Below are 23,080 nucleotides of genomic sequence, written 5' to 3'. Positions count from 1 at the left end.
GCCGGGGGTGGGCCTTCTCCCGAAACTAATGGTGGACCTGTCTAAATCAGGCCCACCCCTGCCCCCTCCCGCAAGCGGGAGGGGAATGCGACGTTACTTGCCCTTCCACACCCCGGGGCGCTTCTCGACGAAGGCGGCCATGCCTTCGGCCTTGTCCTCGGTCGCGGTGAGCACCTGGAACATGCGGCGCTCCAGCACGAGGCCGGTGTCGAGCGTGGTCTCGAAGGCGAGGTTGACCATTTCCTTGTTCATGGTCGCGGCGAGCGGCGGCATCGCGGCGATCGTCGCGGCCGACTTCAGCGCCGTCTCCAGCAGGTCGGCGAGCGGTACGACTTGGCTGACGAGACCCGAGCGCTCCGCCTCCGCAGCATCCATCATGCGGCCGGTGAGGCACATGTCCATGGCCTTCGACTTGCCGACGGCGCGGGTCAGGCGCTGCGAGCCGCCCATGCCCGGCGCGACGCCGAGCTTGATCTCGGGCTGGCCGAACTTCGCGTTTTCCGAGGCGATGATGAAGTCCGCCATCATCGCCAGTTCGCATCCGCCACCCAGCGCGAAACCGTTGACGGCCGCGATCCAGGGCTTGCGGGTGGTCTTGACGATCTGGCTGGTCCAGCCAGCGAAGAAGTCCTCCGAATAGAACTCGGCGCTGGGCTTGTCCGACATCTCCTTGATGTCGGCGCCAGCCGCGAAGGCCTTCTCGCCCGAACCGGTGATGACCGCGCAGCCCTGCGACGGGTCTGCCTCGAAGGCGGCGAAGGCCGCGATCAGATCGGCCAGAACCTTCGAATTCAGCGCGTTGAGTGCCTGCGGACGGTTGAGCGTGATGAGCGTGACGCCGCCCTTCTGCTCGACCAGGATCGTTTCGTACGTGCTCATAGGGGCTTCCATTCCTCTTCGGGGGAAAGGGGCGCGAAGATCGCGTCCAGCATCTCTTCGGTCACGCCTTCGGGCGTAGCCGGGTTCCATTGCGGATTCTGGTCCTTGTCGACGATGACCGCGCGCACCCCTTCCGCAAAGTCCGGCAGGACCAGCACGCGGGCGCCGAGGCGGTATTCCATGGCCATGTTCTGCGCGAACGTCTCCAGCCCCAGCGAGGCTTCGAGCTGGCGCAGCGAGACCTTGCAGGCCTGCGGGCTCTTGGTGCGCAGGCTCGCGAGTTCCTTCACCGCCCATTCGCCGCCATCGCTTTCCAGCGAGGCCAGCACCTGTTCCAGCGTGTCGAAGACGAAGTGCTTGCGGATCGCACCGGCGTTGGCGGCGACCTTGGGTTCCGGCGCCTTGACCGAGAGCGCGGCGAGGACGCCGCCGATCTCGTCGCCCGCAGCGATCCGGCTCTTGGCCTCGGCCAGCGCTTCGGAGGGAAGGTAATGGGTGGAAAGGCCAGCCCAAAGGCATTCCGCGCCGTCGAAGCGCGCGCCGGTCAGCGCCAGGAACTGGCCAACGCGACCATCTAGGCGCGAGAGATACCAGCCGCCGCCGACGTCGGGGAACAGGCCGATACCGGTTTCGGGCATGGCGTAGCGGGTGTTCTCGGTCGCCACGCGGTACTTCGCGGGCTGCGAGATGCCGACGCCGCCGCCCATGGTGATGCCGTCCATGAAGGCGACGATCGGCTTGTCGTACGTGAACAGCTGGTGGTTGAGGCGGTATTCCTCGAAGAAGAACCTGCGTCCCTCCACGCCGCCGTCGTTAAGCGCGGAATGGCGCAGCAGGTTGATGTCGCCGCCCGAGCAGAACCCGCGCCCTTCGGCGTGGTCGATCAGCACGACTTCCACCGCGTCGTCGGTGGCCCACGCGGTCAGCTGCGCGCTCATCGCCTCGCACATGGTGAGCGTCAGCGCATGGATTGCCTTGGGGCGGTTGAGCGATATGACGCCTGCGACGCCTTCGCGCCGGAACAGCACTTCGTCAGTCATGAAGGCCCCCTTACTTGACCAGTTCGCGGCCGACGATCATGCGCATGACCTCGTTGGTGCCTTCGAGGATGCGATGGACGCGCAAGTCGCGCCAGAAGCGCTCGATCGGATAGTCCTTGAGGTAGCCGTAGCCGCCGAAGATCTGCAGCGCGCGGTCCACCACCGAGGAGCCGGTGTCGGTGGCGATCAGCTTGGCCATGGCGGAGAAGCGCGTCTTGTCGGGCGCTCCCGCCGTCACCTTGGCGGCGGCGAGGTAGAGCAGCGCGCGGGCGGCCTCCAGTTCGGCGGCCATGTCGGCGAGGCGGAACTGGGTGTTCTGGAACTCGGCGATCGGCTGGTCGAACTGCTTGCGGTCCTTGGCATACTGCACCGCCTCGTCGAGGCAGCGCTGCGCTCCGCCGAGCGAGCAGGCGCCGATGTTGAGGCGGCCGCCGTCGAGGCCCGCCATCGCGAACTTGAAGCCGTCACCCTCGGCGCCGACGCGGTTCTCGGCCGGGATGCGCGCGTCTTCGAAGACGACCTGCGCGGTGGGCGAGCTGTTCCACCCCAGCTTCTTCTCCGGCGCACCGAAGCTGACGCCGGGGGTGTCCTTGTCGACCACGAAGCAGGAGATGCCGCGCGACTTGTGCTCGCCGGTGCGGGCCATGACGACGTAGACGTCGTTGACGCCGCCGCCCGAGATGAACTGCTTGGTGCCGTTGAGGACGTAGTGGTCGCCATCCAGCCGCGCCGTCGTCTTGAGCGCCGCCGCGTCCGATCCCGAGCCGGGTTCGGTCAGGCAGTAGGACGCGATCTTCTCCATCGACACGAGGTCTGGCAGGTAGCGGTCCTTGAGCTGCTGGTCGCCGAATTTGTCGATCATCCACGCGCCCATGTTGTGGATCGAGATATAGGCGCTGGTCGCCGGGCAGCCGTAGGACATGGCCTCCATGATGAGCGCCGCGTCGAGACGGCCAAGGCCGATGCCGCCGCTTTCCTCGGACACGTAGATCGCGCCGAAGCCCAGTTCGCCCGCGGCCTTCCAGACGTCGACGGGATAGTGATGCTGCTCGTCCCACTCCGCCGCGAAGGGGGTGATCCGGTCGGCGGTGAACCGCTGCGCCGTTTCCTGGATCGCGAGCTGGTCTTCGGTGAGGCCAAACTGTTCGGTCATCGTGATTCCTGTTTGGCCATGGGGCCCTGTTTCGTCATGGGCGCTGTCAACCGCAGCGGGTGTATGTGAGCGGTCCCGGCATCGCGTCCTTGCCGTAGTCCCGCCGGATCATCATCTTGCCGTCCTCAGCCACGTCGAGCACGACGTCGTTGGTCCAGCTCTGGCCTTCGCCGGTGTAGTCGAAGGTGCCCCGGATGCGGCTTTCGCCGGCTTCCTTGATTTCGCCCAGCTTCGCCACCGACTCGTAGAACTTGAGCTGGTCGGCCGAGACTTCGAGCAGGCCCTTCGCATCGCCCTTCGTACTGGTGCAGTCGGCCGGGACGAGGCCCCAGCGGCCGCGGATCGTCTCGGGGATTTCCGATGCGCTCGCGCCGCCGCCGGCATCGAGCCCCGCTTCGCTCGCCTCGACCGGGGCGGGCGATTCCTGGAACACTTCCTCGGTCTCGGTCGGCGCCGCCGAGGTGGCGGGCGTCGCGGGCTCTTTCGAGCAGGCACCCAGCGCCAGCGCGGCGGTCAAGGCGAGAAAGGGAAGCGTGCGGGTCATCGGTCATCTCCATCCACGGAACCGGATAAAAGGTGTGGAACGCTCCACCCCTCTACCCGGTTGCCGCACGAAGATCAGCCCACCAGTGCGATGATATCCTTGCCGAACAGCGCTTCGTCCGACGGGATCACCTTGTGCTGCGCCAGCGGCTTCGACACCCAGGTCTCGTTGATGAGATCGCGCCACGTCACGTTGTTGTTGGTGCCGTTGCCGCCCCACGAACCGCAGCCCAGCGAGAAGGTCTGGCGCATGCCGTTCCACACGTTGCCCGAGTTCGAGGCCGACTGCGGCTGGTTCACCATCACGCGGCTGGTCTTGGTGCCCTCGGCCAACTTCATGATGTTGGCGTCGCTCTGCGAATAGATGCCGCAGGAATGGCCCTGGCCCTGGTAGCCCTGGATGGCGTTGGTCAGGCGGATCGCCTCGTCGATGTCCTTCGCGCGGTAGAGCGCCATGGTGACGGTCATCTTCTCGCCCGAGAACTTGTAGTCCGGGCCGTAGCCGGTTTCGGGCACGATGAAGAAGGCAGTGCCTTCGGGGATCGCGAAGCCGGCATAATCGGCGATGAACTTGGCCGACTGGGCGACGACCTTGGCGTTGATGTGCTCGCCGTCTTCCCAGATCGCGTTCTGCAGCTTGGTCTTATTCTCACCCTCGATGATGAAGCCGCCCTTGGCCTTCAGCTTTTCGAGCATGGTGTCGTAGATCGCGTCTAGCAGGATCACCGCGTTGTCCGACGAGCACGAAGCGGCATAGTCCAGCGTCTTCGACAGCAGGATCTTGGCGGCGGCGTCATCGAGGTCGGCGGTGTCGTCGACGGTGATGACCGCGTTGCCCACGCCCACGCCCAGCGCCGGGGTGCCCGATGAATAGGCCGCCTTCACCATCGGCGTGCCGCCGGTGGCGAGGATGCGGTCGCACTGCTTCATGACTTCGTTGGTCTTTTCGACCGAGGGCTGCTCGATCGGGATCACGAGGTCGGCGGGCGCGCCCATCTTGACCAGTGCATCGCGCATCAGGTTGCAGATCTTGGCGTTGATGAACTTCGCGCGTGGGTGCGGGCAGATGATGATCGAGTTCCGGCCCTTGACCGCGCTGATCGCCTTGATGACCGGGGTAGCCTCAGGGTTGGTCGAGGGCGACAGCGCACCGATCACGCCGACGGGCTTGGCCAGCTTGACGATGTTCCGCTCGGGGATCTCGTCGATCACGCCGACCGACTTGTCGTCGATGATGTCGTAGAGGGTGGCGCGGGTCTTGACCGAAATCTTCTTGAACTTGCCCTCGTAGTTGCCGAGCTGGGTTTCCTCGACGGTCTCACGGGCGATTTCCTCGTCCATGCCGGGCTTGCACACGGCGTAAACCATGCCGCGGATCCAAGTGTCGACCTGCTCCTGCGTGGCGTTTTCGATCTGCGCCTGCGCGGCGCGCGAACGGGCGACCAGTTCGGCGACTTCGGCGGCGACGGGGGTTTCGGCGATCAGTTCGGCAGTGGCCATGTCCATCTTCCCTTAAAATTTGCGCGCAGGTGTCCGGCGAGGCCCCGCGTTTCGCTGGCATCCGGATCGTCCCTCGCCTTCACGAGTAGGCGATCCGCCACACACTCCTCACCTGCACCTTTGAGCAGGGCGAAGCAAGTTTAATTAATCGCGCGATTAAAACGCCGGGTTGCAAAAACAGCATCTGAGGACGCGGTTCGTGCAATGATCGCCCGCCGGACGATTTCGCCATGAATACCGGTGCCCCCTTGCCCGGCACAGGCCTTACAGGCACTAGGGATGCACGATATCGCGATGGCGCTTCCGTTCGGAAATGCTAACTGCGGTTCCATATGACGAACACCCGGCGCGCAAGGTCGCCGCCGGCACAACAGACGAAGGTGACATGCGCGTGAGTGAGACGACCATCGATGCGGCGGAATTCCGTAAGGTCCTGGGCACCTATCCCACCGGCGTCTGCGTCATCACCGCGCTGGACGAAGGCAAGCCGGCCGGCATGGTGGTCGGCAGCTTCACCTCGGTATCGCTCGACCCGCCGCTGGTCGGCTTCTTCCCGGACAAGTCATCGACCTCGTGGCCGCTGATCGAGAAGGCCGGCCACTTCTGCGTGAACGTCATGGCCAGCGACCAGGGGCCGGTCTGCAAGGCCGTCACCGCCAAGGGCGAAGCCAAGTTCGTCGGCGTCGAATACGCCATCTCGGACCATGACCTGCCGGTCATCGCCGACTCCATCGCCGCGATCGAGTGCAAGCTCTACTCGGTGACCGAAGCGGGCGATCACTGGTTCGTGCTGGGCCAGGTGCTGCGCATGGAGACCGTGCGCGAGGACGAGCCGATGCTGTTCCATCGCGGCCGCTACGGCAGCTTCGCGGAGAAGATGTAACAATCCCGTGTCCCGGACTTGCTCCGGGGCGACGTATCGCTTCGGCGGTTTGACTCTCCCGGCACATATGCTGTTCACCTGTTCAGCATTATTGATCCGGGAGAGCATTGCACATGACACGTTCGCTTGACGGCAAAGTCGCCGTCGTCACCGGCGCGGGTTCGGGGATCGGCCGGGGCATCGCGCTGCGGCTGGCCGAGGACAAGGCCGCCATTGCGGTGTGGGACCTCAACCCCGAAGGCGCGGCAGAGACGGTGAAGCAGATCGAGGCGGCGGGCGGCAAGGCGCTGGCCATCACCGTCGACTGCTCGGACAAGGCCGCGATCAAGGCTGCTGCCGACGAGACCCGCGCGAAGTTCGGCGCCATCACCATCCTCGTCAACAACGCCGGCATCGCACCGTTCACGCCGTTCATGGACGTGCCGGAAGAGGAATTCGACAAGGTTATCCGCATCAACCTCAAGGGTCCCTGGCTAGTGACCCGGGAGATCGTGCCGGACATGCTGGCCGCCAGCTGGGGGCGGATCATCAACATCACCTCCTCTTCCACGCAGTCGGGTTCGTTCGCGCAGAGCCATTACGTCGCCTCGAAGGGCGGGCTGCTGGGGCTGACCAAGGCGCTGGCAATGGAACTGGGCAAGACCGGGATCACCGCCAACATGATCCCCCCCGGCTCGATCGACACCCCCATGCTGCGCGGCGCGCCGATCGACGCGGATGCCTATGGCGCCTCGCTGCCGGTCGGGCGGCTCGGCCAGGTGGCGGACATCGCGGCGGCGGCGGCGTTCCTCGCTTCCGATGAAGCGGGCTACATGACCGGGCAGACGATCAGCACCAACGGCGGCCGCTACATGGGTTCGGCCTGAGCCATCCTGGGTCCCGGGCTTGCCCCGGGACCGGCGACGGCCATTAGACGAGAGCTGCGACGGGTGCTTTCATCCCGGCGCGCCGCGCTTTAAGGTCTTGGCATGACCTCGCAATTCCGCATCCCCGTGGGCGGCGCCGTCCTCAGTGGCGAGCGCCGCGACGCCCCCGGAACGCCGCTGGTACTGGCACACGGCTTCGGCGGATCGCGGCGCGACTGGGACCCGCTGGTCGCCGCCCTCACCGTGCCGCGCCCGTTGATCGTCTACGATCAGCGCGGCTTCGGCGACTCCGACATTGGCACCGACATTGACGACTCGGCTTATTCGCATGCCGACGACCTCCTCGCCGTGCTCGATGCGCTGGGGATCGCCGAGGCGGACTTGTGCGGCATGTCGCTGGGCGGCGCGACGGTACTGAATTTCGCGCTCGACCACCCGGAGCGGGTGCGGCGGCTCGTTCTGGTGAGCCCCCTGATAGTCGGCTGGACCTGGACCACCGACTGGGTCGAGCGCTGGAAGGCGATCGGCCGCGCCGCCCGCGCGGGCGACATGGCGCAGGCACGCGCGCTGTGGTGGGAGCACCCGCTGTTCGACGCGGTGCGGGAAACCACCGCCGCAGCCGCCATGCGCGCCTCGATCGAGGCTTTCCACGGCCGCCAGTGGGTGCAGGACGCCCAGCGCCCCGCCCTCCCCGACAGCGAGCGGCTGGGCCAGCTCGCGATGCCGGCCCTGCTGCTGACCGGCGGGTGCGACACCGCCGACTTCCGCATGATCGCCCAGGCCATCGCCGCGATGGGACAGCGCGTCATCCGCATAGACCATGAAGCGGCGGGGCACATGCTCAACCTCGAAATGCCCGGGACGATCGCGGCCGAGATAGAGCGGTTCCTCGGCTAGACCGGTGCATCCTCCACCATCATCGCCGCCGCGCGCGCATCGAGAATATCCTGCAAATGGTTGACCGGATCGCCCACGGTCACCCCGCCCTCCACCGGGATCGCCGCGCCGGTCATGTGCCGCGCGGTCGCTGGCGAGGAACAGCGCGACTTGGGCCGCGTCCTCGGGCTCTCCCCGTCACTTGATGAGCTGGTTGGAGAGGTAGACCGCGTTCACCCCCTCCTCGATCCCCGCCGCCAGCGCGGTGTCGGGGCCCGCCTGCCCGAACGAGGACAGCCCGGTGCGCACATGTCCCGGCACCAGGCAGTTCAGCCGGATGCCATGCCGTGCAAGGTCGATGGCCGAGGACTTGGCGAACTGGATCAGCGCCGCCTTGGAAGCCCGGTAGGTCATCATCCCCATGCCCGCCAGCGTCCCCGCGATCGACGCGTTGCTGAGGATCACCCCGCCCCGCCCTTGCCTGCGCCTCACCCGCGCCGCATTGCGCGTCCCCAGCATCGGCCCCAGCACGTTGACGCGCATCACCCGGTCGAAGTCGGACAGTTCGTCGTCGAGGAAGTTCAGCCAGGGGCGGGTCGATATGAAGACCGCCGAGGGCCTCGACCTCGTCAAGCGCATGGTCGCCACGGCCGACATCCTGATCGACAACATCCGCTACGGCGATTCCACCGCAGGCGCCTGCGCGGCGCTCGCCTGCGTGGCGGCGCTTCATCACCGCGAAAGCACCGGTGAGGGCCGGTTCATCGATCTGTCCGCCGTGGAAGCGATGACCGGCCTCGTCGGCGACAGCCTTTCGCCGCGAGCGTCATCGGTGCGGTGCCGGAGGCCGACGGCAACTTCCATCCCGAGATGTGCCCGCACAGCGCATACCCTTGCGCGGAGCACAGCTGGACAAGTATCGCAGTGGCGAACGAAGCCGAATGGCAGGCGTTGTGCCAAGTGCTCCAAGCCCCCGCACTGGCCGCCGACGAGCGCTTCGCCGCCCTCGCCGACCGGCTTTTGAACCGCTTGGCGCTGGACGCTGCGATCGGCGCGCTGACCGTCTCGCACGATGCTGCGCGACTTGCCGAAAAGCTCAGGAATGCAGGCGTTCCGGCGTTCAAGTCGATGAGTTCGCTGGACCTCGTCACCGTTGCATTCCTATGGCAGCGGCAGGCATATCGCCTGGTCTCCGATCACCGCTCCGGCACTCGCCCGATCATCGGCCCGTCCTGGCGGACCAGCCCCGATCCGCCCCTCATCGAACGCGGCGCGCGGTTGCTCGGGGAGCATAACGGCTACGTCTAACGCGATCTGCTGGGCTTGCGGAGGGGCGAAATGGACGATCTGATCGCGCGCAAGGTGATCGACTAGGGGCATTCCCCGGTCGGCCAAATTCGGGGAGGACATCATGAAACTAGGCTTTGCGATGCCGCACATGCTGCGGCTCAAGGCGACGATGCAGCCGTGGGAAACCGAGGTTACCGGCGCCGATCAGACCCGCCTTGCGAAATGGGCGGAAAAGCTGGGTTTCGAGATGATCGCCGTGCCCGAGCATCACGTCATTCCGAAAAGCCACGTCGATCTTTCCGGGCCTTTCTACTTCAATGCCTATGCCGCCATGGCCTATATCGCCGGGGCGACCGAGCGGGTGCGCGTCAATTCGTGCATCGCGATCCTGCCGGCGCAGCATCCGATCGTCACGGCCAAGGCGCTCTCGACGATGGACTGGCTGTCGAGCGGCCGGGTCACGATCACTTTCGCCGTCGGCTGGCTCGAGGAGGAATTCGCGCTGCTCGGTGTCCCCTTTCACGAACGCGGGGCAATGGCGGAGGAGTACATTCAGGCGATCATCGCACTGTGGACTCAGGAAAATCCCGAATTCGAGGGGAAATACGTCTCATTCCGCGATGTCGCCTTCGAGCCGAAGCCGGTACAGAAGCCGCATCTGCCCGTCTGGTTCGGTGGTGATGCCGACGCCGTCCTCAAGCGCGTTTCCCGCTATGCGCAAGGCTGGTGGCCATTTCTGACCAAGCCCGAGGACATTCCCGCGCGCATCGACTTCATCCGCTCCCAACCCGACCATAACGGCCAGCTTGCGGACATCTATTACGGCATGTCCACCAGCCGCGTCGGCGAGGGTCATGCGGTGCTCGACGATCCCACCGCCCGTCCCGGCCAGACGAAACAGGAGATCATCGACCGCCTCGGCTGGCTGAAATCCCTGGGTGTCACATGGAGTTCCGTGCCCATCCCGGCCCTTCCCGGCATCCAGGCCTATTACGATTACACCCAATGGATCGCCGAGGAGATCATGCCCGCGATCCGGTGAGCGAACGTCGCCGCGATGCCTGCGACGAACGCCTTGACCTGATGGCACTCGACGGCCCTTAACGGCACACAGAACGGGGAGAGCAACACATGAGCCCACCAAGACCGAGGCCGAAACTGGACCAGGAAAACACGGCGTTCTGGACCAGCGGCGCCGAGGGCGAACTGCGCATCGTTCGCTGCAGCGACTGCGGCGAATACACCCATCCGCCCCGCATCCTGTGCCGCCATTGCCAGTCCGAAAACGTAGCCGCGCAGGCTGTCGCCGGGACCGGGGTGATCGACACTTTCACGGTCAATCACCAGCCCTGGGCCAAGGACCTCCCCGTCCCCTACGTCATCGCCCGCGTCGCGCTCGACGGAGTGCCCGGCGTCTACCTCACCACCAACATCGTGAACTGCCCGGTCGAGGCCGTCGCGTTCGGCGATCCGGTCCGCGTGGTGTTCGAGGAGCAGGCCGGCATCTTCTATCCCTTGTTCGAGAAGGTCGGCTGATGGCCCGCGAAGCCTACATCACCGGCGTCGGCCAGTCCGAGGTGGGCGTGCGCCTGCCCCGCCATCCGCTGCTGCTGACGCTCGACGCCGCGAAGGAGGCGATCGCCGAGGCGGGCCTTACCTTCGGGCAGATCGACGGCGTGTTCTCGTTCCCCGGCAAGAGCCACGGCTACCTCGCCTTCTCGCCCGTCGGCACCGACGAGGTGATCGAGGCGCTCGGCATCAAGTCGAAGTGGCAGATGGGCGGACTGGAGCAACCGGCGCAGCTCTCCGCCATCGGTATGGCGGCGTGGGCGGTGAAGCAGGGCATCTGCCGCCACGTGCTGTGCTACCGTACCGTCTACGAGGCGGGCGGCATGGCCGATCCGGCGACCTACATGGGTGCGCGGTCGGACACCGTCTCCGGCGCCTCGCAGTGGACCAGCCCGTTCTGGGCGACTTCGGCCGCCTGCTGGACCGCGCAATATGCCGCGCGCCACGTCCACAAATACGGGTTGACGCGCGAACAGTTGGGCCAGATCGCCATCAACGGCTCCAAGAACGCCATGCTCAACCCAAGGGCGCGCGCGATCACCAAGGAGGAACTGACGCTCGACAAGTACATGTCGGCACGGATGATCTCGACGCCGCTGTGCCTCTACGACTGCGACCGTTTCTCCGACGCCTCCACGGTGGTGATCGTCTCGGCCGGCGATGCGCTCGACGAGATCACATGCGAGCCGATCCGCATCGCCGCGATGTCGGGCTCTGTCGACCGGTATTCGTGGGATCAGGTCGAGTGGCCCGCCGCCTACGATGCCGGGCGCGACTTGTGGCAGCACACCGATTACACCGTAGGCGATGTCGATACCGTGCAGTTCTATGACGGCTTCGCCTATCTGCCGATCACCTGGCTGGAGGGCCTGGGCTTCTGCGAGAAGGGCGAAGGCGGCCGCTTCATCGAAGGCGGCACCCGCATCGCGCGCGATGGCCAACTACCGCTCAACACCGCAGGCGGTCAGCTCGGTGCGGGACGCCTGCACGGCTTCGGCTTCGCGCACGAGGCGGTGACGCAGCTGCGCGGCAAGGCAGGCGAGCGGCAGATCCCCGGCGATCCCAGAGTGGCGGTGGCGACATCCGGCGGCGGCCCGCTCGCGGCGGCGCTGCTGCTGGCGAAGGACTAGACGGCTCCGGCCTCGCGGGCTCTCCTCTCGCGAGGTCGGGGATACGGAAGAAGGCTTCGAAAAGCTCAGCCTGCCCCTTCCACAAGCTCAGGGTGAGGGGCGGTTGTGCAAGAACCTCCAATCCCGCTCAGGCTGAGCTTATCGAAGCCCCAGCGCAATCACGCAACCGTCGGCGGTACCACGCTCGCCTTCGCCCGCTTGACCGGCTTGGCGCGCTTCAGCCCGATCAGCGGGCGCAGCGGCCCGACCTCGCGGCCAACGAGATAGAACAGCCAGGAACCGCCCGCCACTACCGCGCAGAGCACCAGAAACTCCGGCAGAGCCGTCAGTCCCTTGTCGCGCAGCCAGTAGCTGACCAGCACCATCACCGTCTGGTGCGCGATGAACACCGGGAACACCGCCTCGGCCAGCATGCCGCGCCAGCGGGCGTCACGGTTCCAGAAGCGATCGGCGATGCCGAACAGAGCGATCACGGTACCCCAGCACTGCACCGCCTTGGCGAAGTCCAGCGGCTCCATCCATGCACGCGGCGTGCGCACGTTGCCGGGAAAGTACCACGCCTCGAGTGCGACGAAGGCGTAACCCGCCAGCCCCAAGACCAGCGCCCATTTCCACTGCCGTGCGATCGCCGCGCGCAGCGGTTCCGAGTTGCGCAGCAGGTAGCCGAAAAGGAACATGCCGCCATAATGAAGGTGCGCGCAAAGGTCGGTGAGCAGGCTGTGAGTGTCGGTCCAGCCGTCGCCCGGCGCGCGTACCGCATAGATGGCCAGGCATCCGAACGGCAACAGCCACGGCCCCGACAGCAGCTTCTCCGATCCCCGCGCCAGCGCGGCGCGCCAGCTTGCAGGCAGCACCATTACCGACACGCAAAGCGCGACCGTATAGGCGAGCAGGTAGATCACGAACCACAAGTGCATGATCGCGGGCAAATCCTCGTGGATCACCCGGCGGAAACCGAAGGCATCGTGGAACAGGAAGTAGGCGTAGCCATGGGCATAGCCGCTGTTGAGCAGACCCATGTAAGGCTGTGGCGGCACGATCACCGTCAGGCCGAACAGCAGCGGAATGCCCAGCCGCAGCAGACGGCTCCTGAGAAAGCTCCCGGCGTCGCGCTCCCGGGAAAACAGCGCCGCGCTGGCGTAGCCCGAGATCGCGAAAAGCAGCGCCAGCCGCCAGGCGCTGAGGCCCAGCAACGGGATTTCCGCCCACCACACCACGCCGCGCGTGGGCGTCTGGTAGCCCCATGGCGTGAACGAGAAGCCGACATGATAGAAGATCAGCATCACGAAGGCACCCACGCGCAACCAGTCCATTCCGTAGTGGCGTTGGCTGGGGGCGGGGTTCATCGCTATCCGTCAAGTCTTCGGCCCGCCACGCGGGTCAGGGGTGCCCGCAAGAAGCGGCATGTATTTGCAGGGCTCATTAAGCGCGTTGTCACCACTCTGCAATCGCGCGGTTGTAATAGACGGTAACGCGGGGCCTGTCCGGTTTCATCGGTTCCGGAGCTAACTGCGGTTGGTCCGCCGCGCGCGAGCGCCCAGCATCGCGGTCATGACTTCACCCGAAGCGTCCGTCGCACCCCGGCCCGCTCGCAAGCGACCTGCCACCTCGATCGAACGGGCGGCCTATGCCCCCGACCTGCGCGCGCCACTGCGTCCGCCGGAGAGTGTCGGTGCGGCCGTGCCGGGCGGGGCGATTGTCCTGCTCGTCCACGACGGCCGGGAGAGCGCCGTTCGCGAAGCCCTGCAACGCGGCATGGAGCGCGCCGTGACCACGGCGCCTCTGCTGCTTGCCATCCACGTCCAGCCCCCGGATGAAAGTACCGCCATGTTCGCGCAGGTTCTCGAACATCATCGGCCTGAAGCCGTGGTGCTGACGCCGCCCCTCGGCGGGCGCAGCGATCTTGTGGACGTGTGCGACCGCGCGCGGACCCGCTGCCTGCGCATCGGTCTGGCGCCCGAGTTGTCCTGCGACGAACGGGCCGCCACCGCGCTGACCGTGCGCCGTCTGGTGACGCTGGGCCATGCGCGGATCGGACTTGTAGCCGGGCCGGAAACCTCCCCCGGCGCCCGGCAACGCGAACTCGGCTATCTCGATGCCATGGCCGAACATGGGCTCGACCGGGGCCCGGCGCTGATCGTGCCGGGCGACGATACGTTCGAGTCCGGCATGGCCGCCGGACGGCTGCTGCTGGAGATCAGTCCGCGGCCGACCGCGATTCTCGCCTGCAACGACGACATGGCCGCCGGCGTCCTTCATGCGGCCGCACAGGCGGGCGTGCCGGTTCCCGAAGCGCTATCGCTCGTCGGGTTCGACGACACCTCGATCGCCCGCCGCCTGCTTCCTCCGCTGGCCTCGGTGCGCATCCCCTGGGAGCGCATCGGCCACGAGGCGATCAACCGGATACTGGACCGGAGCGCGGCACCGCCCGGCCCTTTCGATGCGCAACTGGTAGAGCGCGCCTCGCTAGCCGTGCTCACGTGAAAGCCGGCAGTTCCTCGAAGGTGAAGCCGTTGCCCGGGGCACATCGCTGCACCTCGATGACGCTCCCCTCCGGGTCGCATGCCCGACAGCGACGAAATCGCGGTCGTTGAACGTCATCCCGCATGCCTTCAGGTGCGCGATATCCCGTTCGATGTCGGTCACGTCGATACGGAAATGCGTGTAGCCCCGATCGTTGGGCCGCAACGGCCGGTCGAGGTCGGAAGGCGGCGCGGTATATTCGAACATCTCGATGTAGCAACCGCCCACCCGCAACACATACCCTTTTGCGACAGAGCCCCGCAGATCGACGATGTGGTCCATGACCGGCTCCCGCGCCCAGGAAAGCCCGTCGGCGTCCACCGGCGCAAAGCCCGGCGCGTCGCAATAGAGGCGCTTCATCCGCTCGAGATCTCGGCAGTTCATGCCGATATGGTGGATGCCGCGGATCATGGCGCTTTTCTTCCTTTGTCCCGACCGAAGGCTATCCGCAGCCCGGGCAGAAATGACAACGCCGCAGGCTTGACCCCATCGGAGCAATGCGCCCGCTCAAATGGCAGTTCCGTTAGCGAACGTTTTACCATAAGGAATTAAACCATTGTGGATCCATTGGCGGATGGATGGCGCAAGGGGGCCAATCTTGTATCTGCAGACCGACCGGCATCGTACCGCCATCCGCCCGCTTACCGACGGTCGCCTCGTGTCACGGGCCGCGGCGCTGGTCGGGCTCAGCGCCTGGAGCTGCGACCTCGCTACCGAGCAACTCGAATGGACCGACGGCGTCTTCGAAATCTTCGGCCTCTCCCACGACACGCATTTCGAACGTCGCGATACCGTCGCCCTCTACCACGAGGAATCTCGCGAGATCATGCTGCGCCTGCGCGCGCAGGCGATCGAGACAGGCTCCGGCTTCTCGATGGAAGCGCAGATTCGCCAGCCGGGCGGCGAGGCGCGCTGGCTGAGGCTGGCCGCCAACACGCGAGTGGAAAATGGGCGCGCGGTCCAGATCTACGGCATGAAGCAGGACATCACGCAGGAGCGCCTGCAGTGGGAACAGCTGCGCCGCCTTGCCGAGAACGACCCGCTCACGGGCCTCGGCAACCGGGCGCGGTTCCAGTCCGAATTCCTCGACCTTCCCGCCGGGTCGGAACGGCTGTCGCGCATCGGTGCGCTGGCGATGTTCGACCTCAACGACTTCAAGGCGATCAACGACCGCTGGGGGCACGCCGCCGGGGATGCCTGCATCGCCCGCTTCGGGGAACGCCTGGCCACTGCCTTCCCCGGCGCCCGTCTGATCGCCCGCATCGGCGGTGACGAATTCGCGGCGCTGCTACCCGCCACGATGCCCGCCGCAACGCTGGAAAGCGCCGTGCGCCGCCGCATCAACCGCCTCGTCACCCGGGTCGAGTGGCAGGGTACGCTGATCCCCATCGGTGTCAGTGCCGGTCTCGCCTTCATCGACGGATCGCCGGAGGCCACCTTCGCCGCCGCCGATGCCGCGCTCTATGCCGCCAAGCGCAGCGGCCGCAACGTGCTGCGGGTGGCGGCCTGAAACTCCCGTCAGATCAAAGGCAACCCCCAAACCCCGCTCAGACTGAGCAGACTATTCCGGCTCCACCCAAGTCGTGCGGGTGACGCGCGGGGAGAGATATTTCGTCGTCGTCCAGCCGCCGTCCACCACGATCGACTGCCCGTTGATCATCTCGCTGCCCGGCAGGCACAGGAAGGCGATGACCGAGGCGATGTCCTCCGGCTGGGCGAGGCGCGGATAGGGCGTGGTCTCGACGTTGGCGCGCTTGAAGCCCTCGTCCTCGAAGCGGTGGCGCACCATGTCGGTCATCGTCACGCCCGGTGCCACGCAGTTGGAGCGGATGCCGCGCGGGCCGTATTCGCAGGCCATGTGCTCGGTCATCGACTTGAGCCCGCCCTTGGCCGCCGAATAGGCCCCGCCGCGCCGTCCGCCGATATGCGCGAATGTACTCGTCACGTTGACCACGCTGGCGCCCTCCCCCAGATGCGGGATCACGTCGCGGCAGAGCCGGAACGGGGCGACGAGCATGATGTCGAGGAAGTCGTCGAGCGTCTCGTCGTCCGTCTCGTCGAGCGGCTTGGGGCTGCCGACGCCCGCGTTGTTCACCAGCGCGTCGATGCGGCCGAAGCGGGCCAGCGCCTGCGCGACGACGGCTCCGGGCGCGGCCGGGTCGGTCAGGTCGGCGCTGATGGCAAGGACGTGGTCGGGATTGCCGATCGCGGCTTCCAGCGCCGCCAGCTTGTCCTTCGAGCGGCCGACACCGACGATCGCGAAGCCCTCGCCGTGCAGGATCTTCGCGGTTTCGAGGCCGATGCCGCTGCCCGCACCCGTGATGATCGCTACCTTCACTTCGACTTCCTCCACCGTTGCAAGGCCGTGTTAGCCGCCGCTCCGGCAGGCGTCGAACCGCCCCGGCGGTATTGCCCGAGGCTGCCTTGTCCCCGGACCGCACAGGGCTAGTCAGAAGGCTCAGACAACGAGCGAACAGGCACAATGAGCACACCCAAGGCCGCCCTCGAAGGCATCCGCGTCATCGACATGAGCCGCGTCTTCGCCGCCCCCGTCGGCGCGCAAATCCTCGGCGATCTCGGAGCCGACGTCATCAAGGTGGAGCGGCCGGGCGTGGGCGACGACGGGCGCGGCTACGGCTTCTCGTGGGTGCCCGGCAAGGACGGGATCGAGACGCGGCACTCCAGCTTCTTCACCGTGTCCAACCGCAACAAGCGCTCGATCACGCTGAACCATTCCCGGCCCGAGGGGCAGGCGATCCTGCGCGATCTGGTGAAGAACGCCGACGTGCTGATCGAGAACTACAAGGTCGGCGACCTCAAGCGCTTCGGCCTCGATTACGAGAGCCTGCGCGCAATCAACCCGGGCCTCATCTACTGCTCGGTCACCGGCTTCGGCCAGACCGGGCCGATGGCGGCGCTGCCGGGCTATGACGGGCTGTTCCAGGCGACCGGCGGCATGATGGCGGTGACCGGCATTCCCGAGGGCCAGCCGGGCTCCGGCCCGCTCAAGACCGGCCCCAGCCTCGTCGACTTCGTGACCGGCCACAACACCGCGCTGGCGATCCTCGGCGCGCTGATGCACCGCACCCGCTCCGGCGAGGGGCAGTACATCGACATCGCCCTGCTCGACAGTTCGGTGGCGATGGTCAGCCACATCATGCAGGACTACCTGATAAGCGGCAACGCCCCGCCGCGCCTCGGCAACGGCGGCAACGGCGGCGGCCCGGCGGACCTGATCCATTGCGCGGACGGCATCATCTACCTCACCGCCGGCACCGACGAGCACTGGCGGCGCCTGACGGTGCTGATGGATCAGCCCGAACTGAACGACGATCCGCGCTTCGATTCCAACCTGAAGCGCGGCAAGACCAATCGCGCCGAGTTGATGGCCATCATCAACGACTGGAGTGGCCGCTTTCCGACCCTCGAGGTTCAGGCCATGCTCGACGGCGCGGGCATTCCGGCGGCGCGCTACAATGAACTGGCCGACGTCTGGGAAGACCCGCAGGTGCAACATCGCGGCCTGAAGGCGACGACGCCGCATGCATGGGCGGAAAGCGGCTCGGTCGATCTCATCGCCAGCCCGCTCGCGAAGATGTCGGCGAGCCCGGCGACGATCCGCATGGCCCCGCCGATGCTGGGCGAGCATACCGACGCCATCCTTTCGGAGCTGGGCTACGACGAGGCGCAAGTCGCCGCGCTGCGGGACGCGAAGGTGGTGTGAACGCCCAATCCTCCCTGTTCCGAGGGAATGGGGAGGTGGCAGCCCGCCGGGCTGACGGAGGGGGCTGCTACCCCTCCACCACCGCCTTCGGCGGCGGTCCCCCTCCCCATTACTGCGCAACAGGGAGGATATAGCCTCAGCGTCCCTTGAACGCGGGCTTGCGCTTTTCGAGGAACGCATTGACGCCTTCGAGGAAGTCCTCGGTCCGCCCCGCCTCGCGCTGGCCGCGTCGTTCGGCCTGCAGCGCGGTCTCAAGGCTCGAATCCAGCGCATCCCACGCCATCCGCTTGATGAGGCCGAGCGAGCGCGGACCGGTGGCCAGCCGCTTCGCCAGCTTCATCGCCTCGGCGTCGAGGTCGTCCTCGGGCACCACCCTGGTCGCAAGGCCCCAGTCGAGCGCGGTCCTAGCATCGACCTTCTCGCCCAGCAGCATCATCTGCATGGCGCGCACCCGGCCCACCGCCTGCGCCAGCAGGTAGGTCGCGCCGCCATCGGGGACGAGGCCGACGTGGCAGAAGGCGCAGAAGAAGTACGACCCTTCCGCCATCAGCACCACGTCGCCCGCCGCCGCCAGACCCGCGCCGAAGCCCGCCGCAGGCCCGCGGATCGCGGTGACGACCGGCTGCTCCATAGTCTTGATCTGCATGATGACCGGGTTGAACGCGCGGTCGAGCTGGCCGCCGATATCGCGCATGGGATCGGCCAGCATATCCTGCGCCGCCGCAAGGTTTGCGCCCGAGCAGAACGCCTTGCCCTCGCCCGTCAGCAGCACCGCGCGGGCATCGCGCGCCGCCACGTCCAGGGCGTGGACCATCTCCAGCCCCATCGCCTCGGTGACGCCGTTCATTGTCTTGGGATCGTTGAGGGAAATGCGCGCGACGCCGTCCTCCAGCGAATAGAGGATGTGCTCGTAACTCATGGAATCTCCCTCTCCGTCGATCAGGCGAGCATGGCGCCCAGGCGTTCCTTCACGATTGCCTCGGCCTCGCCAACGATCCTTTCGATCAGTTCCTTGCAGGTGGGCACGTCATGGATCAAGCCCTGCACCATCCCGGCCCAGAAGATGCCCTTGGTAAGATCGCCGCTCTGCAGCAGTTCGCGGCCCACAGCGCCCGCGACGAGGTGGCGGATATCCTCGAAAGTCGAGTCGGGCCGTTCGGAAATCGCGACCACTTCGTCGGACACATCGTTCTTGCCGACGCGCGCCGAGTTCTTGAACTTGCGGAAGATGAGGTTGGTGCCGCGCTCGTCGTTCTCGACGTATTTGGCCTTCACGTTGTCGTGGATCGGCGCTTCCTTGGTGGCGCAGAAGCGGGTGCCCATGTTGATGCCCTCCGCCCCCAGCGCCAGCGCCGCGACGAGGCCGCGCCCGTCGCCGATGCCGCCGCTCGCCAGCATCGGAATCTTCACCTTGTCCGCCGCCGAGGGGATCAGGATCAGGCCGGGAATGTCATCCTCGCCGGGGTGCCCGGCGCATTCGAAGCCGTCGATCGAGATGATGTCGCAGCCGTGCCTCTCTGCCGAAAGCGCGTGGCGCACGGCGGTGCACTTGTGCAGCACGGTGACGCCGTGGGGCTTCACCATCTCCCAGATCTCGCGCACCTGCTGGGTGCCCGCGGTCTCGACGATCTTCACCCCGCCGTCGATCACGGCCTGCGCATAGGCCTTGTAGTCGGGCGGCAGGATCGTGGGCAGGACGGTGATGTTCACCGCGAAGGGCTTGTCGGTCATCGAGCGGCAGCGCTCGATCTCCTCGCGCAGCGCCTCGGGGCTGGGCTGGGTCAGCGCGGTCAGGGTGCCGAGGCCGCCGGCATTGGACACCGCGCTTGCCAGTTCGGCATAGCCGACGCCCTGCATGCCGCCCTGGACGATCGGATGTTCGATGCCGAGCATCTCGGTCACGCGGGTCTTGAATGGCATGGTTCTCGCTGCTCCCTATCGATGGTTGCAAGCGGGGCTATGTCATGCGGCGCGGGGCTTCAAGGCACCCGGGGTGCCAAGGGGCGCGTCCATCGCGGCGGCGAAGGTTTCACACCTTGCCGTTCGCCCCGATCCCCTCGATCACGAAAGCCGCGATGGCATCGCGAATCTCCGCCTCGCTGGCCATGCCCGGCGGGAACAGCCAGTCGCGGAACATCAGGTTCGCCAGCACCGCCGCGAACGACACGCGCACCATGAGTTCCGGCGCGATGCGCGGGGTCTCCCCGATGCGCGCGCGCGACATCGCCTCGCCCTTGCGAAAGTAGTCCTGCAACCCGTCGAGCGCCTCGATCCCGCCCGAGGCTTCGGGCGAATAGGCATTGGCGACCGCCAGCGAGAGGAACATCTTCGAATGGCTGCCCATGAAATCGAGCAATTCGCCGATGTAGGCCCGCGCCACATCCTTGCCCTCGCCCGCTCCGGCGGTTCGGGCCTGAAAGTCCGCGAAGTGGCGGTTCAGCGGCGTGAAGATCGCCGCGCGGAACAGCGCCTGCTTGCTGTCGTGGAAGCGGAAGATCTGCGCCTCGGTCACATCGGCGCGGCGGGCGATCGCGGCGGTCGTCGCCCCGGCATAGCCCGAAGCCTCGAACTCCTCGGCGGCGGCTTCGAGGATGCGGTCAGCCACTTCCTCGGAAGAGCGGCGGCGACGTTTCGGTTTCGGGTCGGGAGCGGTCAATCTTTCCTGCCGGTTTCGGTTGCGTGACTGCATGTGTCGGGAACGGCGCGCGCCATTGAAACCCTCCCGCCCGACCCTAGATTCGCCGGGACAAACGCTCAAGGAGACAATTGAAAGTGAACGGAATGAAGACGGCCATGCTGCTGGCGGCGCTGACGGCGCTGTTCATGGGGCTGGGCTACATGCTGGGCGGAACCGGCGGCGCCATCATCGCGCTGCTCGTGGCGGCGGGCATGAACCTGTTCACCTTCTGGAACGCGGACAGCATCGTGCTGAAGATGCACAACGCCCGCGAGGTCGGCCCGGAGAGCGAGTTCCACCGCCTCGTCGCCGAACTGGCGCAGCGTGCCGGGCTGCCGATGCCGCGCGTCTACGTGATCGACACCGAGGCGCCCAACGCATTCGCCACCGGCCGCGACCCCGAGCACGCCGCCGTCGCCGCGACCACGGGCCTGCTCGACATGCTCAGCCGCGATGAAGTGGCGGGCGTGATGGCGCACGAACTGGGCCACGTGAAGAACCGCGACACGCTGGTGATGACGATGGTGGCGACGATCGCGGGCGGCATCTCGATGATCGCCAACTTCGGCATGTTCTTCGGCCACATGGGCAATTCGGAGGATCGCCCGAGCCCGATGGCCGCGATCGCGGCAATGGTCATGGCCCCCTTCGCGGCGATGATCGTGCAGATGGCGATCAGCCGCACCCGCGAATACGGCGCCGACAAGGCGGGCGCCGAGATCAGCGGCAACCCGCGCGCGCTGGCCTCTGCGCTGCAGAAGATCGCCGGGCCTGCCGCCCACTTGCGCAACCCCACCGTCGAGCGCAACCCGGCGGCGGCGCAGCTCTACATCGTGCCCTCGTCGGTGTCGGACTTGTTCTCGACCCACCCGGCGACCGAGAAGCGCATCGCCGCGCTGATGGCGCTGGACGGCGGGGCTATACCCCCGCGTCCAGCGATGGCTTCGGTGCCGCGTAGTAGCGCGACGCGTGGCCGCTCGGCGCTCGATCCGAACCGGCGCTGACCTTCGCCGACTATAATTGCTCGGACAAAGTACCGTCCGTCATTCCCGCGAAGGCGGGAACCCATCTCCTGACGGTGCCTGTTGCATGAACATCAGATGGGTCCCCGCCTTCGCGGGGATGATGGGTTTAAGGCGAAACTCCCACGACGCGGCTGTCCGCTACCTCAGCCCTTCACCCACCGCGCGATGAAGAAGCCGTCGAGGCCGCCCGCCTCGGCCAGCATTCCCGGATCGGTGCGCAGCCAGCCCTCGCCCGTCGGCGAGAGGCCCTCGGGCAGTTCCGCCGCCGTGATCGGGGCGAGCGTCAGTTCGACGTCGGCCGCCCGGTCCTCGCCTTCCTCCTGCTCCAGCGAGCACACAGCGTAGACCAGCGTGCCGCCGGGCTTCAGCCACTCGGCCGCCCGCGCCAGCATCCGCGTCTGGATTTCGGCCATCTCCTCGATCTGGCGCGGCGCGATGCGGTGGAGCACGTCCGGATGACGGCGCGAGGTGCCCGTCGCGGTGCACGGCGCGTCGAGCAGGATCGCGTCGAACTTCTCCTGCGGCTCCCACGTAAAGGCATCTGCGAGCACCACCTCCGCCTCCAGCGCGGTGCGCTCAAGGTTCTCGCGCAGGCGTTCAAGCCGCCGCTTGGCGTTGTCGAGCGCGGTCACCTTCCAGCCCGCCGCCGCAAGCTGCATCGTCTTGCCGCCGGGCGCGGCGCAAAGATCGAGCACGGACCGCCCCTCACCCGCACCGAGCATGCGCGCGGGCAGGCTGGCGGCGAGATCCTGCACCCACCACGCACCCTCGCGGAAACCTTCGAGATGCTCCACCGCGATCCCGCGCGGCAGGCGCACATGACCCGGCATCAGCGAGACGCCGCCGAGACGCTCGGCCCACTCCGCCGTCGCCGCGGCATCGCGCAGCGCGAGGTCCAGCGGCGGCGGCACGGCGAGACCGGCGGCGATCGTCTCGGCCCGGATGCCCCAGCGCTCCATGACCGGCTCAGGCAGGGTCGGCACTTCGGGCAGCGTCACGGCGCGCTTGGTCAGGGTCGAGAACACGCCGTGCGCCAGACGGCGCGGGCCGCCCATCAGCAACGGCAGGCCGGTGGCGATGACGGCGTGCGCGGGCGTCTCCAGCCGCAGCACTTGCGCCAGCATGATCTGCAGCACCGCGCGCGCCTTGGCGTCGTCGGCCAGCGGCAGGCGGGTGGCGGAGTCGATCAGCGCGTCGAGGTCGGCGCGCCAGCGCAGCACCTCCCCGGCGATGGCGCGGGCGAGCGCGCGGTCGGCATCGCCCTTGATGCGCGCGAGCGCGGAGCCGCCCGCCTGGTCGAGCGTCTCGCCCCTGCGCAGAACGGCATCGATGAGGTTGAGCGCGGCACGGCGCGCAGGAAGTCCGGGTATGTCCATCGTCGGCCCCTATACCGGATTGCCTT

General features: G+C 66.9%; 24 protein-coding genes and 1 pseudogene. 12 read left to right on the top strand and 13 right to left on the bottom strand.

The features are described 5' to 3' along the window. Positions 1-93: 93 nt before the first annotated feature. From BES08_RS01520 to BES08_RS01500, 5 genes are all read right to left on the bottom strand, one after another. A complete protein-coding gene (locus tag BES08_RS01520) occupies positions 94-879 on the bottom strand; it encodes an enoyl-CoA hydratase-related protein (RefSeq protein ID WP_008830415.1) in 786 nt (261 codons plus the stop codon). Next, complete coding sequence (locus tag BES08_RS01515; protein WP_069707510.1) at positions 876-1,919, bottom strand: enoyl-CoA hydratase/isomerase family protein; 1,044 nt, start codon at positions 1,917-1,919, stop codon at positions 876-878. The genes BES08_RS01520 and BES08_RS01515 overlap by 4 nt, the downstream gene beginning before the upstream one ends. Before the next feature lie 10 nt (positions 1,920-1,929). Continuing rightward, on the bottom strand, positions 1,930-3,072 hold the full coding sequence (locus tag BES08_RS01510) for an acyl-CoA dehydrogenase family protein (protein WP_036522582.1): 1,143 nt from the start codon (positions 3,070-3,072) through the stop codon (positions 1,930-1,932). Between the two features lie 46 nt (positions 3,073-3,118). Next, positions 3,119-3,616, bottom strand: coding sequence for a hypothetical protein (locus BES08_RS01505; RefSeq protein ID WP_069707509.1), 498 nt, complete (start codon positions 3,614-3,616; stop codon positions 3,119-3,121). Between the two features lie 74 nt (positions 3,617-3,690). Next, positions 3,691-5,115, bottom strand: a complete 1,425-nt coding sequence (locus tag BES08_RS01500; RefSeq protein ID WP_069709111.1) for an aldehyde dehydrogenase family protein — start codon at positions 5,113-5,115, stop codon at positions 3,691-3,693. A 391-nt stretch (positions 5,116-5,506) separates the two neighbouring features. Between BES08_RS01500 and BES08_RS01495 the strand changes: the two genes are divergently transcribed. The 3 genes from BES08_RS01495 to BES08_RS01485 all read left to right on the top strand — a co-directional run bounded on the left by BES08_RS01495 (position 5,507) and on the right by BES08_RS01485 (position 7,761). Continuing rightward, positions 5,507-5,998, top strand: coding sequence for a flavin reductase family protein (locus BES08_RS01495; protein WP_036523302.1), 492 nt, complete (start codon positions 5,507-5,509; stop codon positions 5,996-5,998). A 113-nt stretch (positions 5,999-6,111) separates the two neighbouring features. Further along, complete coding sequence (locus BES08_RS01490) at positions 6,112-6,864, top strand: SDR family NAD(P)-dependent oxidoreductase (protein ID WP_036522578.1); 753 nt, start codon at positions 6,112-6,114, stop codon at positions 6,862-6,864. Between the two features lie 102 nt (positions 6,865-6,966). Continuing rightward, positions 6,967-7,761: an alpha/beta fold hydrolase gene (locus BES08_RS01485; protein ID WP_069707508.1), complete on the top strand. Its 795-nt coding sequence runs from the start codon at positions 6,967-6,969 to the stop codon at positions 7,759-7,761. Between the two features lie 177 nt (positions 7,762-7,938). Here the strand turns inward: BES08_RS01485 and BES08_RS01480 are convergent, their stop codons facing one another. Further along, the gene (locus tag BES08_RS01480; protein ID WP_231958127.1) at positions 7,939-8,379 is read right to left on the bottom strand and encodes an SDR family NAD(P)-dependent oxidoreductase; all 441 of its coding nucleotides are present in this window, start codon (positions 8,377-8,379) and stop codon (positions 7,939-7,941) included. Between BES08_RS01480 and BES08_RS33865 the strand changes: the two are divergent. The 5 genes and pseudogenes from BES08_RS33865 to BES08_RS01460 form a co-directional block, all read left to right on the top strand. After that, a pseudogene (locus BES08_RS33865) lies at positions 8,342-8,497 on the top strand (CaiB/BaiF CoA transferase family protein); the annotation flags it as partial. The gene BES08_RS01480 and the pseudogene BES08_RS33865 sit on opposite strands and share 38 nt — an antisense overlap. A 113-nt stretch (positions 8,498-8,610) precedes the next feature. Then, positions 8,611-9,048 carry a CoA transferase gene (locus tag BES08_RS33860; protein ID WP_083274560.1) on the top strand — a complete coding sequence of 146 codons (438 nt, stop codon included), beginning with the start codon at positions 8,611-8,613 and terminating at the stop codon, positions 9,046-9,048. A 103-nt stretch (positions 9,049-9,151) separates the two neighbouring features. Further along, complete coding sequence (locus BES08_RS01470; RefSeq protein ID WP_069707505.1) at positions 9,152-10,072, top strand: TIGR03619 family F420-dependent LLM class oxidoreductase; 921 nt, start codon at positions 9,152-9,154, stop codon at positions 10,070-10,072. Positions 10,073-10,161: 89 nt separating this feature from the next. Further along, on the top strand, positions 10,162-10,566 hold the full coding sequence (locus BES08_RS01465; protein WP_008831112.1) for a Zn-ribbon domain-containing OB-fold protein: 405 nt from the start codon (positions 10,162-10,164) through the stop codon (positions 10,564-10,566). After that, on the top strand, positions 10,566-11,729 hold the full coding sequence (locus BES08_RS01460) for a thiolase family protein (protein ID WP_069707504.1): 1,164 nt from the start codon (positions 10,566-10,568) through the stop codon (positions 11,727-11,729). The genes BES08_RS01465 and BES08_RS01460 overlap by 1 nt, the downstream gene beginning before the upstream one ends. A gap of 158 nt (positions 11,730-11,887) precedes the next feature. Here BES08_RS01460 and BES08_RS01455 read toward each other — a convergent pair whose 3' ends face one another. Continuing rightward, entirely contained in the window at positions 11,888-13,075 is a 1,188-nt protein-coding gene (locus tag BES08_RS01455) for an acyltransferase (RefSeq protein ID WP_069707503.1), read from the bottom strand. A 205-nt stretch (positions 13,076-13,280) separates the two neighbouring features. Between BES08_RS01455 and BES08_RS01450 the strand changes: the two genes are divergently transcribed. After that, complete coding sequence (locus BES08_RS01450) at positions 13,281-14,213, top strand: substrate-binding domain-containing protein (RefSeq protein ID WP_069709110.1); 933 nt, start codon at positions 13,281-13,283, stop codon at positions 14,211-14,213. Here the strand turns inward: BES08_RS01450 and BES08_RS01445 are convergent. Continuing rightward, positions 14,196-14,663 carry a VOC family protein gene (locus BES08_RS01445; protein WP_069707502.1) on the bottom strand — a complete coding sequence of 156 codons (468 nt, stop codon included), beginning with the start codon at positions 14,661-14,663 and terminating at the stop codon, positions 14,196-14,198. The genes BES08_RS01450 and BES08_RS01445 overlap by 18 nt on opposite strands. 187 nt (positions 14,664-14,850) lie before the next feature. On the opposite strand from BES08_RS01445, the gene BES08_RS01440 reads away from it, so the two are divergent. Beyond that, positions 14,851-15,762, top strand: coding sequence for a GGDEF domain-containing protein (locus BES08_RS01440; RefSeq protein ID WP_051586667.1), 912 nt, complete (start codon positions 14,851-14,853; stop codon positions 15,760-15,762). Between the two features lie 51 nt (positions 15,763-15,813). On the opposite strand, the gene BES08_RS01435 is transcribed toward BES08_RS01440, so the two are convergent. Beyond that, entirely contained in the window at positions 15,814-16,590 is a 777-nt protein-coding gene (locus BES08_RS01435) for an SDR family NAD(P)-dependent oxidoreductase (protein WP_069709109.1), read from the bottom strand. Positions 16,591-16,734: 144 nt separating this feature from the next. Here BES08_RS01435 and BES08_RS01430 point away from each other — a divergent pair, with 144 nt between their 5' ends. Then, positions 16,735-17,976 (top strand): CaiB/BaiF CoA transferase family protein, encoded by a 1,242-nt coding sequence (locus BES08_RS01430; RefSeq protein ID WP_069707501.1) that lies wholly within the window; start codon positions 16,735-16,737, stop codon positions 17,974-17,976. Positions 17,977-18,112: 136 nt separating this feature from the next. On the opposite strand, the gene BES08_RS01425 is transcribed toward BES08_RS01430, so the two are convergent. The 3 genes from BES08_RS01425 to BES08_RS01415 form a co-directional block, all read right to left on the bottom strand. Further along, the gene (locus BES08_RS01425) at positions 18,113-18,895 is read right to left on the bottom strand and encodes an enoyl-CoA hydratase-related protein (RefSeq protein ID WP_069707500.1); all 783 of its coding nucleotides are present in this window, start codon (positions 18,893-18,895) and stop codon (positions 18,113-18,115) included. A 20-nt stretch (positions 18,896-18,915) separates the two neighbouring features. Beyond that, complete coding sequence (locus BES08_RS01420; protein WP_008832640.1) at positions 18,916-19,896, bottom strand: NAD(P)H-dependent flavin oxidoreductase; 981 nt, start codon at positions 19,894-19,896, stop codon at positions 18,916-18,918. 109 nt (positions 19,897-20,005) lie between these two features. Then, positions 20,006-20,632: a TetR family transcriptional regulator gene (locus tag BES08_RS01415; protein WP_231958126.1), complete on the bottom strand. Its 627-nt coding sequence runs from the start codon at positions 20,630-20,632 to the stop codon at positions 20,006-20,008. Positions 20,633-20,748: 116 nt separating this feature from the next. Here BES08_RS01415 and BES08_RS01410 point away from each other — a divergent pair, with 116 nt between their 5' ends. After that, entirely contained in the window at positions 20,749-21,657 is a 909-nt protein-coding gene (locus BES08_RS01410) for a M48 family metalloprotease (RefSeq protein WP_231958125.1), read from the top strand. Positions 21,658-21,821: 164 nt separating this feature from the next. On the opposite strand, the gene BES08_RS01405 is transcribed toward BES08_RS01410, so the two are convergent. Further along, a complete protein-coding gene (locus BES08_RS01405; protein ID WP_069707497.1) occupies positions 21,822-23,054 on the bottom strand; it encodes an RsmB/NOP family class I SAM-dependent RNA methyltransferase in 1,233 nt (410 codons plus the stop codon). Positions 23,055-23,080 lie beyond the last annotated feature (26 nt).

The sequence above is a fragment of the Novosphingobium resinovorum genome, assembly GCF_001742225.1.
In the GTDB taxonomy this organism is placed as follows: Bacteria; Pseudomonadota; Alphaproteobacteria; order Sphingomonadales; family Sphingomonadaceae; genus Novosphingobium; species Novosphingobium resinovorum_A.
The sequence above is the reverse complement of the archived record's forward strand: the minus strand, read 5'-3'. Positions and strand labels throughout refer to the sequence as shown.

Bases quoted from the DNA above. Each gene is read 5' to 3' on its own strand.
- BES08_RS01520 (WP_008830415.1), bottom strand. From the start codon at position 879: ATGAGCACGTACGAAACGATCCTGGTCGAGCAGAAGGGCGGCGTCACG.
- BES08_RS01515 (WP_069707510.1), bottom strand. From the start codon at position 1,919: ATGACTGACGAAGTGCTGTTCCGGCGCGAAGGCGTCGCAGGCGTCATA.
- BES08_RS01510 (WP_036522582.1), bottom strand. From the start codon at position 3,072: ATGACCGAACAGTTTGGCCTCACCGAAGACCAGCTCGCGATCCAGGAA.
- BES08_RS01505 (WP_069707509.1), bottom strand. From the start codon at position 3,616: ATGACCCGCACGCTTCCCTTTCTCGCCTTGACCGCCGCGCTGGCGCTG.
- BES08_RS01500 (WP_069709111.1), bottom strand. From the start codon at position 5,115: ATGGCCACTGCCGAACTGATCGCCGAAACCCCCGTCGCCGCCGAAGTC.
- BES08_RS01490 (WP_036522578.1), top strand. From the start codon at position 6,112: ATGACACGTTCGCTTGACGGCAAAGTCGCCGTCGTCACCGGCGCGGGT.
- BES08_RS01485 (WP_069707508.1), top strand. From the start codon at position 6,967: ATGACCTCGCAATTCCGCATCCCCGTGGGCGGCGCCGTCCTCAGTGGC.
- BES08_RS01480 (WP_231958127.1), bottom strand. From the start codon at position 8,379: ATGCGCTTGACGAGGTCGAGGCCCTCGGCGGTCTTCATATCGACCCGC.
- BES08_RS33860 (WP_083274560.1), top strand. From the start codon at position 8,611: ATGTGCCCGCACAGCGCATACCCTTGCGCGGAGCACAGCTGGACAAGT.
- BES08_RS01470 (WP_069707505.1), top strand. From the start codon at position 9,152: ATGAAACTAGGCTTTGCGATGCCGCACATGCTGCGGCTCAAGGCGACG.
- BES08_RS01465 (WP_008831112.1), top strand. From the start codon at position 10,162: ATGAGCCCACCAAGACCGAGGCCGAAACTGGACCAGGAAAACACGGCG.
- BES08_RS01460 (WP_069707504.1), top strand. From the start codon at position 10,566: ATGGCCCGCGAAGCCTACATCACCGGCGTCGGCCAGTCCGAGGTGGGC.
- BES08_RS01455 (WP_069707503.1), bottom strand. From the start codon at position 13,075: ATGAACCCCGCCCCCAGCCAACGCCACTACGGAATGGACTGGTTGCGC.
- BES08_RS01450 (WP_069709110.1), top strand. From the start codon at position 13,281: ATGACTTCACCCGAAGCGTCCGTCGCACCCCGGCCCGCTCGCAAGCGA.
- BES08_RS01445 (WP_069707502.1), bottom strand. From the start codon at position 14,663: ATGATCCGCGGCATCCACCATATCGGCATGAACTGCCGAGATCTCGAG.
- BES08_RS01430 (WP_069707501.1), top strand. From the start codon at position 16,735: ATGAGCACACCCAAGGCCGCCCTCGAAGGCATCCGCGTCATCGACATG.
- BES08_RS01425 (WP_069707500.1), bottom strand. From the start codon at position 18,895: ATGAGTTACGAGCACATCCTCTATTCGCTGGAGGACGGCGTCGCGCGC.
- BES08_RS01420 (WP_008832640.1), bottom strand. From the start codon at position 19,896: ATGCCATTCAAGACCCGCGTGACCGAGATGCTCGGCATCGAACATCCG.
- BES08_RS01405 (WP_069707497.1), bottom strand. From the start codon at position 23,054: ATGGACATACCCGGACTTCCTGCGCGCCGTGCCGCGCTCAACCTCATC.